Origin of the sequence: Pseudomonas aylmerensis (assembly GCF_001702265.1) — a bacterium.
Lineage (GTDB): Bacteria > Pseudomonadota > Gammaproteobacteria > Pseudomonadales > Pseudomonadaceae > Aquipseudomonas > Aquipseudomonas aylmerensis.
Genome location: NZ_MAUE01000045.1, coordinates 825,298 through 834,588, shown reverse-complemented (window position 1 = coordinate 834,588; position 9,291 = coordinate 825,298). Strand labels below are relative to the sequence as shown.

10 protein-coding genes are annotated in these 9,291 nt (G+C 62.4%); 2 read left to right on the top strand and 8 right to left on the bottom strand.

Annotated elements, in window-relative coordinates; all coding sequences use genetic code 11:
* The first annotated feature begins 71 nt into the window (after positions 1 to 71).
* Together BBG20_RS33295 and BBG20_RS29690 are read left to right on the top strand one after the other, a co-directional pair.
* Complete coding sequence (locus BBG20_RS33295) at positions 72 to 374, top strand: IS3 family transposase (protein ID WP_065899480.1); 303 nt, start codon at positions 72 to 74, stop codon at positions 372 to 374.
* On the top strand, positions 371 to 1,207 hold the full coding sequence (locus BBG20_RS29690; RefSeq protein WP_065899479.1) for an IS3 family transposase: 837 nt from the start codon (positions 371 to 373) through the stop codon (positions 1,205 to 1,207). Before BBG20_RS33295 ends, BBG20_RS29690 begins: the two co-directional genes overlap by 4 nt.
* Before the next feature lie 382 nt (positions 1,208 to 1,589).
* On the opposite strand, the gene BBG20_RS29685 is transcribed toward BBG20_RS29690, so the two are convergent.
* The 8 genes from BBG20_RS29685 to BBG20_RS29650 all read right to left on the bottom strand — a co-directional run bounded on the left by BBG20_RS29685 (position 1,590) and on the right by BBG20_RS29650 (position 9,283).
* A complete protein-coding gene (locus BBG20_RS29685) occupies positions 1,590 to 1,982 on the bottom strand; it encodes a DUF2802 domain-containing protein (protein WP_065909843.1) in 393 nt (130 codons plus the stop codon).
* Positions 1,983 to 2,465 carry a chemotaxis protein CheW gene (locus BBG20_RS29680; protein WP_010564003.1) on the bottom strand — a complete coding sequence of 161 codons (483 nt, stop codon included), beginning with the start codon at positions 2,463 to 2,465 and terminating at the stop codon, positions 1,983 to 1,985. It abuts the gene before it with no gap.
* Between the two features lie 80 nt (positions 2,466 to 2,545).
* Complete coding sequence (locus tag BBG20_RS29675) at positions 2,546 to 3,361, bottom strand: CheW domain-containing protein (RefSeq protein ID WP_065909841.1); 816 nt, start codon at positions 3,359 to 3,361, stop codon at positions 2,546 to 2,548.
* Positions 3,361 to 4,149, bottom strand: a complete 789-nt coding sequence (locus BBG20_RS29670; protein WP_014719332.1) for a ParA family protein — start codon at positions 4,147 to 4,149, stop codon at positions 3,361 to 3,363. The genes BBG20_RS29675 and BBG20_RS29670 overlap by 1 nt, the downstream gene beginning before the upstream one ends.
* A gap of 51 nt (positions 4,150 to 4,200) precedes the next feature.
* The gene (gene motD, locus BBG20_RS29665) at positions 4,201 to 5,088 is read right to left on the bottom strand and encodes a flagellar motor protein MotD (RefSeq protein ID WP_065909838.1); all 888 of its coding nucleotides are present in this window, start codon (positions 5,086 to 5,088) and stop codon (positions 4,201 to 4,203) included.
* Positions 5,089 to 5,151: 63 nt separating this feature from the next.
* A complete protein-coding gene (locus tag BBG20_RS29660) occupies positions 5,152 to 5,892 on the bottom strand; it encodes a flagellar motor protein (RefSeq protein ID WP_010208778.1) in 741 nt (246 codons plus the stop codon).
* A complete protein-coding gene (locus BBG20_RS29655) occupies positions 5,892 to 7,028 on the bottom strand; it encodes a protein-glutamate methylesterase/protein-glutamine glutaminase (RefSeq protein ID WP_065909835.1) in 1,137 nt (378 codons plus the stop codon). Before BBG20_RS29655 ends, BBG20_RS29660 begins: the two co-directional genes overlap by 1 nt.
* Positions 7,029 to 7,075: 47 nt before the next feature.
* A complete protein-coding gene (locus tag BBG20_RS29650) occupies positions 7,076 to 9,283 on the bottom strand; it encodes a chemotaxis protein CheA (protein WP_065909833.1) in 2,208 nt (735 codons plus the stop codon).
* Positions 9,284 to 9,291: the final 8 nt, after the last annotated feature.

The following is a 9,291-nucleotide window of genomic DNA, read 5'->3' as shown; positions in this document are numbered from 1 at the left end:
TGAACTGGCCTAATGATTTTGGACACCTCAATCGGGCGCTATGATGGCGTCCAAATCTGAGGTGTTTGGATATGCGTAAATCTTATTCATGTGAGTTCAAACTCAAGGCTGCCAGCATGGTGCTGGACGAGGGGCAGTCGGTTCCCGAGGTCTGTGCCAGCTTGGATATTGGCCCTACGGCCTTGCGCCGCTGGGTCGATCAAGTTCGCAAGGAACGCTTGGGCTCGACTCCGGTGGGAGCCAAGGCGATTACCGCGGATCAGCGAGAGATCCAGGAACTTAAAGCCTTGCTCAGGCAAAGAGACCGGGATATCGAAATCCTAAAAAAGGCCAGTGCTCTCCTGCTTTTGGACGCCAAAGATCACTCTCGTTGATCTGTGAGCTGGGCGAGCAGTACGGCGTTAACGATTGCTGTCGTGTGTTCGGAATAAACCGCAGTAGCTTTTACGCATGGCGTCAGCGCCAAGGCAAGGTGAGCCCTAAGCGAGAGAAACTCAAGGCTATGCTGGTCAAGCACCACAGGGCGTCGAGAGAGTCTGCGGGCGCTCGTACCTTGGCTAAACAGCTGCAAGCCGGCGGGCATGATGTCGGGCGGTTCATGGCTCGCAGCTTGATGCGAGAAGCAGGCATTGTCAGCCGTCAACGCCGGCGCCATAAGTACAAGTCACCTGGCGTGGAGGCTTTGGTGGCACCGCATGTGCTCAAACGCAAGTTTGATGTTGCGACGGTCAATCAGGTGTGGTGTGGGGACGTGACGTACATCAAAGTCGGCAAGCGTTGGCTGTATTTTGCGGCGGTTCTGGACTTGTTCGCTCGCCGGATTGTGGGCTGGTCGTTTTCGATGATCTCTGATGCCACGCTGACCTGCGAAGCCCTGCGCATGGCGATTGAACTGCGCGGTCGCCCAAAAGACGTACTGTTTCACTCCGACCAAGGTTGCCAGTACACCAGCCATAAATTCAGAAATGAACTGCTGGAACATGGACTCCGACAAAGCATGAGCCGTAAAGGCGAATGCTGGGATAACGCTCCGATGGAGCGTTTCTTTGGAAGTTTGAAATCAGAGTGGGTGCCAGAAGCAGGCTACGGGTCGGAACATGAGGCCCGAGCGGATGTGCAGCGCTATGTATCGCGCTACAACATCACCAGGCCGCATAGCTACAACGACTATCGGTCACCAGTCGCCAGGGAGAAGCTGGTGGCGTGAAACCTTAATCGGTGTCCAAGATTACTTGACCAGTTCAAGCCGGCTCCTACAGAGATCAAAAAGCGTACCTACGATGCGAAGCGAGCCGCTTTTGACCTTGATCTTGATCTAGGCGCCCCATTAAACACGCTGGCCTCACGCAGGCTTGAATCCGTGGGTAACCCGGCAGGACGCCGGGTTAGCCGCACTGGGCCAAGGATGGCCCATTGCGGCGGCCCACGGATTCAAGCCGGAGTGAGGGCACACCGAGCCTAGGCGAGGTGCCGAGTGTTGGGGCAAGAGCCCTTTTGGTTACTTTTGGGGCTCTTTTCCAAAAGTGACCCGCCGTAAGGGCGGAACCAATTTCAGCCACTCCCCCAAATCCGGATATACCCCCAGGAAGTCAGCCCTTGTGCAACTTACTCATCAACTGCGCCTCAGCCTGGGTCAACCCACACGACTGCGTCAACTCATCCACCGTAGCCCCCATCCCCACCAGCTTGGCAGCCTGGGCAAACGACAGGCTCGAAGGATCACGCTGCTCCAGCTGCGCAAGCTTGTCCGGCAACGGCCCGAGGATCGCGCGCAGTTCATGCACCTCGTCCCCCACCTTCACTGCACTCTGCTGGAAATGGTCGACACGCTTGACCAGCTCCAGGATGCGCCGGTCACGCACGGCATCCCGCTCGGCCTGCTGCACCACCGACTCACGCTGCTGGCGCACATAGCGCAGCAGGAATGCCAAGGTCCCGGCCCACAACAGGGCCAGGATGATCACTGCGGCCTCAAGGAACAATCAGATGCTCTCCAGTTCCGACCATTCTTCTTCGCTCATCATCTTGTCCAGCTCAACCAGAATCAGCAGCTCGCCGTTCTTGTTGCACACGCCCTGGATGAACTTGGCGGATTCTTCATTACCCACGTTCGGTGCGGTTTCCACTTCCGATTGGCGCAGATAAACCACTTCGGCCACGCTGTCGACCATGATCCCGACCACTTGCTTGTCGGCTTCGATGATGACGATACGGGTGTTGTCGTTGACTTCGGTCGGTACCAGGCCGAAACGCTGGCGGGTGTCGATCACCGTCACCACGTTGCCGCGCAGGTTGATGATACCCAGCACGTAGCTTGGCGCACCCGGGACCGGGGCGATCTCGGTGTAGCGCAGCACTTCCTGCACGCGCATCACGTTAATGCCATAGGACTCGTTGTCCAGTTTGAAGGTAACCCATTGCAGGATCGGATCATCCAAACCTTGTGCGGACGCTGACTTATTCATACCCCTGACCCCTTCAAATGCCGCTTCACACGGCGTGTGTGCTTCGCTGACCGCGCAACCGCGCGGCCCTTATTGTTCAATCAACTGCGTTTATTCACCGGCAGCGTCTTGACCGCGCCGCTGGCGATCAACTCGGCCAGCTCGGCGACGTCGAGCAACGCGCACATGTGTTCGATCACGGTGCCCGCCAGCCAAGGCCGTTGGCCCCGGTGGCTGCGCCATTTGATTTCATTCGGGTCCAGGCGCAACGAGCGGCTGACCTGATGCACCGCCAGCCCCCACTCGTAGCCCTGCACCGAGATCACGTATTGCAGGCCCTGGCGAAAATCATCGCGGTAGCGGTCGGGCATCACCCAGCGCGCGGTGTCCAGCACCTTGAGGTTGCCGGCCTGGCTGGGCAGGATGCCGAGGAACCACTCCGGCTGCCCGAACAGCGGCGTCAGTTCCTGGCCTTCCAGGGAATAGATCGAGCCCAGGCACACCAGCGGCACCGCCAGGGTCAACCCGGCGACGTCGAACAACAGGCATTCGAACGGCTCGGCGGCCCAGGCCGGGCGATCATCGCCGGCCACCGGCGGCGGCGTGATGCTGGGCGGCAGGTGCACTTCCACCACCGGCTCGACCACGACCGGGGCAACGACCACCGGCTCGACCACCACGGGCACGACAACTGCCGGGGCGATCGGCACCACCACTGGCGCGGTCACGACCTGCGCATCGCGGGCCTGCTCTTCCAGCACCGCCAACTGGAATTCATCCAGGGAGCTTTCCGGCGCCAGGGCCGGTTCCAATACCAGTATCGGCTGCTCTTCCTCGGTCGCATCCTGCAGCAGGGCATCCAGGTAGGATTCCAGTGCCAGTTGCGGCCGGGTCTTGAGTTCGATGGGACGGTTCATCACGCCACCTGCGCGACAAGCTGCTGGGACAGCAGGTGCTTGAGCAACGCGCGGTAAGCCAGCACGCCACGGCTTTTACCGTCGAACTGCGACGGGGTCAGGCCGGCGCGGCTGGCGTCACGCAGGCGCGTGTCCACCGGGATGTAGCCATTCCAGATGGTGTCCGGGTAGGCATCGCGCAGCACGCGCAAGGTGCCCAGCGACGCCTGGGTGCGACGGTCGAACAGGGTCGGCACGATGCTGAACGGCAGCGCCTGCTTGCGCGAGCGGTTGATCATCGCCAGGGTACTGACCATGCGCTCCAGGCCTTTGACCGCGAGGTGCTCGGTCTGCACCGGGATCACCAGTTGCTGGCTGGCCGCCAAGGCGTTGACCATCAGCACGCCGAGCAACGGCGGGCTGTCGATGATCGCGTAGTCGAAGTCCTGCCACAGTTGCGCCAGGGTCTTGGCGATCACCAGGCCCAGGCCGCTCTGCCCCGGCGACTGGCGCTCGAGGGTGGCCAGCGCGGTGCTCGACGGCAGCAGGGAAATACTCTCGTTGCTGGTGGGCAACAGCAGTTGCCCGGGCAGGTCGGCCGGCACGCTGCCCTTGTGCAGGAACAGGTCGTAGCAGCTGTGCTCCAGCGCATCCGGGTCGTAGCCGAAATAGCTGGTCATGGAGCCATGCGGGTCCAGGTCCACTACGACCACACGCTTGCCCGCCTCGGCCAGCAAACCGGCTAAGGCGATGGAGGTGGTGGTCTTGCCGACTCCACCTTTTTGATTGGCAACTGCCCAGACTCTCATTCGGATGGTTCCTCCCGGCAGGCACAGGCGCGACCGAGACATTGCATAAGGTTATTGAGCCGGCGACGGAGAATTGACGGCACTCTGACGCACCGGCGGCTTTGCAGGGGCCGGTGCAGTTTGTGTGCCAGCCCGCTTCAAGGCCGCGTCCGGTGTTGCATTGGCGGTGCCGGTACCGGTCAGGCTGCGGCGCACATCCAGGTTGCGCGAGACCACCAGTACCACCCGGCGGTTGCGCGCGCGGCCTTCCACCGTGGCGTTGTTGGCCACCGGCTGGAACTCGCCATAACCCACCGAGGCCAGGCGCCCGGGGTTTACGCCCTGCATCGCGAGCATGCGCACGATGCTCGCGGCCCGCGCCGACGACAGCTCCCAGTTGGTCGGGTACTGCGCGGTGCTGATCGGGAAATTGTCGGTAAAGCCTTCCACGTGGATCGGGTTTTCGAACGGCCTGAGGATCGCCGCCACCTTGTCGATGATGGTGAACGCCTGGTCGCTGGGCATTGCATCGGCGCTGGCGAACAACAGGCTGGAGTTGAGTTCGATCTCCACCCACAACTCATTGCCGCGCACGGTCATCTGGTTGGAACTGATCAGGTCGCCGAACGCGGCGCTGATGTCGTCGGCGATGCTTTTCAGCGGGTCGCTGGTGCCGCCCACGCCGGCGGCGGTTTCATCGCTGTCATTGACCAGCGGCTTGGCCGGGGTCACGGTCTTGGGCCGTTCCTCGCCAATGGGGATCGGCTTGAGGGCGCGGTCGGCGTCGTTGAACACCCCGATCAGCGCCTGGGAAATGACTTTGTACTTGCCTTCGTTGATCGACGAGATGGAGTACATCACCACGAAAAACGCGAACAGCAAGGTAATGAAGTCCGCGTAGGACACCAGCCAGCGTTCGTGGTTGACGTGCTCTTCAGGCTCGCGACGGCGACGGCTCACAGGCTGACACCTCTCTGTACGTAAATCATGTGGCCGCTCGCCACAAGTCGATAGCCATGTTCATCAATCCATGAAGCCCTGGAGCTTCAATTCGATCGACCGCGGGTTCTCACCCTCGGCAATCGACAGGATGCCTTCGAGCAACATCTCGCGGTAACGCGACTGGCGCATGGCGATGGACTTGAGCTTGCTGGCCACCGGCAGCAGCACCAGGTTGGCACTCGCGACACCGTAGATGGTGGCCACGAACGCCACGGCAATGCCGCTGCCCAGTTGCGACGGGTCGGCCAGGTTGCCCATCACGTGGATCAGGCCCATCACCGCACCGATGATGCCGATGGTCGGCGCGTAGCCGCCCATGCTTTCAAAGACTTTGGCAGCGTTGATGTCGCGGCTTTCCTGGGTGTAGAAATCCACTTCCAGGATGCTGCGGATCGCTTCCGGCTCGGCGCCGTCCACCAGCAGTTGCAGGCCTTTGCGCGCGTAGCTGTCGGGCTCGGCATCGGCCACGCCTTCCAGGCCGAGCAGGCCTTCCTTGCGGGCGGTGAGGCTCCAGTTGACCACGCGGTCGATGCCGCCGGGCAGGTCCACGCGTGGCGGGAAAATAATCCACACCAGGATCTGCATGGCGCGCTTGAACGAACTCAAGGGCGACTGCAACAAGGCCGCGCCGACCGTGCCGCCGATCACGATCAAGGCCGCCGGGCCGTTGGCCAGGGCGCCGAGGTGGCCGCCTTCGAGGTAGTTGCCGCCGATGATCGCGACAAACGCCATGATGATGCCGATCAGGCTCAATACATCCATCAGAGGCAGGCCTCCACCAGATGCTTGCCGATCTCGTCCAGGCTGTAGACGGCGTCGGCCAGGTCAGCCTTGACGATCGCCATGGGCATGCCATAGATCACGCAGCTGGCTTCGTCCTGGGCCCAGATCGCGCTGCCGCCCTGCTTGAGCAGGCGTGCGCCTTCACGGCCATCAGCGCCCATGCCGGTGAGCACCACCGCCAGAACTTTGTCGCCGTAGGACTTGGCCGCCGAACCGAAGGTGATGTCCACGCACGGCTTGTAGTTGAGGCGCTCGTCGCCCGGCAGGATTTTGATCGCACCACGCCCGTCGACCATCATCTGCTTGCCACCCGGCGCCAGCAGCGCCAGGCCTGGACGCAGGATGTCGCCATCCTCGGCTTCCTTGACGCTGATGCGGCAGAGCTTGTCCAGGCGTTCGGCAAAGGCCTTGGTGAAGGCCGCCGGCATGTGCTGGATCAACACGATCGGCGCCGGGAAGTTGGCCGGCAATTGCGTCAACACGCGCTGCAAGGCCACCGGGCCGCCGGTGGAAGTACCGATGGCGACCAGCTTGTAGGCCTTGCGCTTGGGCGCGGGCGAATGGGCGCTGGGCGCCGGAGCGCGGACCGGGGCCACGGCAGGCCGAGCCACCGGGGCGGGCGCAGGCGCAGGTCGACCAAACGCAGGGGCCGGGGCCGGCGCCGCAACCGGTGCAGGTGCAGGTGCAGGTGCAGGCGTGCTGAACAGGCTGCGACGGTTACTGCGGGAAATGCTGTGGACTTTCTCGCACAGCAGTTGCTTGACCTTCTCGGGGTTGCGCGAGATGTCTTCGAAATTCTTCGGCAGGAAGTCCACCGCGCCGGCATCCAGCGCATCCAGGGTGACCCGGGCGCCTTCATGGGTGAGCGAGGAGAACATCAACACCGGGGTCGGGCAGCGCTGCATGATGTGACGGACAGCCGTGATGCCATCCATCATCGGCATCTCGTAGTCCATGGTGATCACGTCGGGCTTCAACGCGATAGCCTGATCGATCGCCTCTTTGCCGTTGGTGGCCGTGCCGATCACTTGAATCGTTGGATCGGCGGAAAGAATTTCCGAGACGCGGCGGCGGAAGAAACCCGAATCGTCCACCACCAGGACCTTGACTACCATAAACACTCCGTTAGACGGGGCGGGCAAACCGCCCTGCCCCACCAGAATCAAATACGCCGAGCGGCGTAACGCTTGAGCATGCTCGGAACATCCAGAATCAGCGCGATCCGACCGTCACCGGTGATGGTCGCACCCGACATGCCCGGGGTTCCCTGCAGCATTTTGCCCAAAGGCTTGATGACCACTTCTTCCTGGCCCACCAGTTGATCGACCACGAAGCCGATACGCTGGGTGCCCACGGAGAGAATCACCACATGGCCTTCGCGCTGCTCTTCATGCTTGGCCGATGCCACCAGCCAGCGCTTGAGGTAGAACAGTGGCAACGCCTTGTCGCGCACGATCACCACTTCCTGGCCGTCCACCACGTTGGTGCGCGACAGGTCGAGGTGGAAAATTTCGTTGACGTTGACCAGCGGGAAGGCGAACGCCTGGTTGCCCAGCATCACCATCAGGGTCGGCATGATCGCCAGGGTCAGCGGCACCTTGATGACGATCTTCGAGCCCTGGCCCTTGGTCGAGTAGATGTTGATCGAGCCGTTGAGCTGGCTGATCTTGGTCTTCACCACGTCCATGCCGACGCCACGGCCGGACACGTCGGAAATCTCGGTCTTGGTCGAGAAGCCCGGGGCGAAGATCAGGTTGTAGCACTCGGTGTCGGTCAGGCGGTCGGCGGCGTCCTTGTCCATCACGCCACGCTTGACCGCGATATTGCGCAGGATGGTCGGGTCCATGCCCTTGCCGTCATCGGTGATCGACAGCAGGATGTGGTCACCCTCCTGCTCGGCCGCCAGGATCACTTTGCCGTTGCGCGACTTGCCCGAAGCTTCGCGCTCTTCCGGGGTTTCGACGCCGTGGTCGACGGCGTTGCGCACCAAGTGGACCAGCGGATCGGCCAGGGCCTCGACCAGGTTCTTGTCGAGGTCGGTCTCTTCGCCCACCAGTTCCAGGTTGATCTCTTTCTTGAGCTGGCGTGCCAGGTCGCGAACCAGGCGCGGGAAGCGCCCGAAGACTTTCTTGATCGGCTGCATCCGCGTCTTCATCACGGCGGTCTGCAGGTCGGCGGTGACCACGTCGAGGTTCGACACGGCCTTTTGCATGGCTTCATCGCCACTGCTCAGGCCCAGGCGCACCAGACGGTTACGCACCAGCACCAGTTCGCCGACCATGTTCATGATGTCGTCCAGGCGCGCGGTATCGACGCGCACGGTGGTTTCAGCTTCACTGGCCGGCTTCTCGGCCACGGCAGCCGCCGGCGCGCGGGCAGCAGCCGGGGCGGCGGCAGGTGCCGGGGCCGGTTTGGCAGCAGCAGGTGCAGCGGCCTTGGCCGGCGCCGGTTTGGCCGCCACCGGAGTGGCGGTCGCGGCAGCTGCCGGAGCCACTTCGCTGAACTTGCCCTTGCCGTGCAATTCGTCGAGCAGGGATTCGAACTCGTGGTCGCTGATCAGACCGTCGCCCGCAGGTTCTGCCGCAGCGGACGGCGCAGTGGCAGTCGCGGCGACTTCCGGCAAGGCGTCGGCCGCGAAGGTGCCTTTGCCATGCAGTTGGTCGAGCAGTGCTTCGAATTCGTCATCGGTGATGTCGGTGCTGGTCGACGCGGCAGGCGCATCCACAGCGGCGGCAGGGGCCACGGCGTCGGCCGCGAACTGGCCTTTGCCGTGCAACTGGTCGAGCAGGGATTCAAATTCTGCGTCGGTAATGTCTTCGCTGGTCGGCGCTTGTGGCGCGGCTGCAGCAGGCGCTTCAGCCTCGGCTTTCACCGCATTGAGGGAGTTGAGCAACTGCTCGAACTCGCTGTCCGTCACATCCGCTTCAGGCTCTGCCACAGGCGCAGGCTCAGCCTGCGCCACGGGCGCTGCCGAAGTGTCTGCCGGCTCTGCCAGGCTCGCCAGGGCGGCGAGCAGTTCCGGGGTGGCCGCAGTGATCGGGGCACGTTCGCGGACTTCGCTGAACATGCCGTTGACCGCATCCAGTGCTTCGAGAATCACGTCCATCAATTCCGAGTCAACGTGACGCTCACCCTTGCGCAGGATGTCGAACACGTTCTCGGCGATGTGGCAGCACTCCACCAGCTCATGGAGCTGGAGGAAGCCGGCGCCCCCTTTTACAGTGTGAAAACCGCGAAAAATTGCATTGAGCAGGTTCGCATCATCCGGACGGCTTTCCAGCTCGACCAGTTGCTCGGACAGTTGCTCTAAAATTTCGCCGGCCTCTACAAGGAAATCCTGAAGGATTTCTTCATCGGCGCCGAAGCTCATGTGGGTGC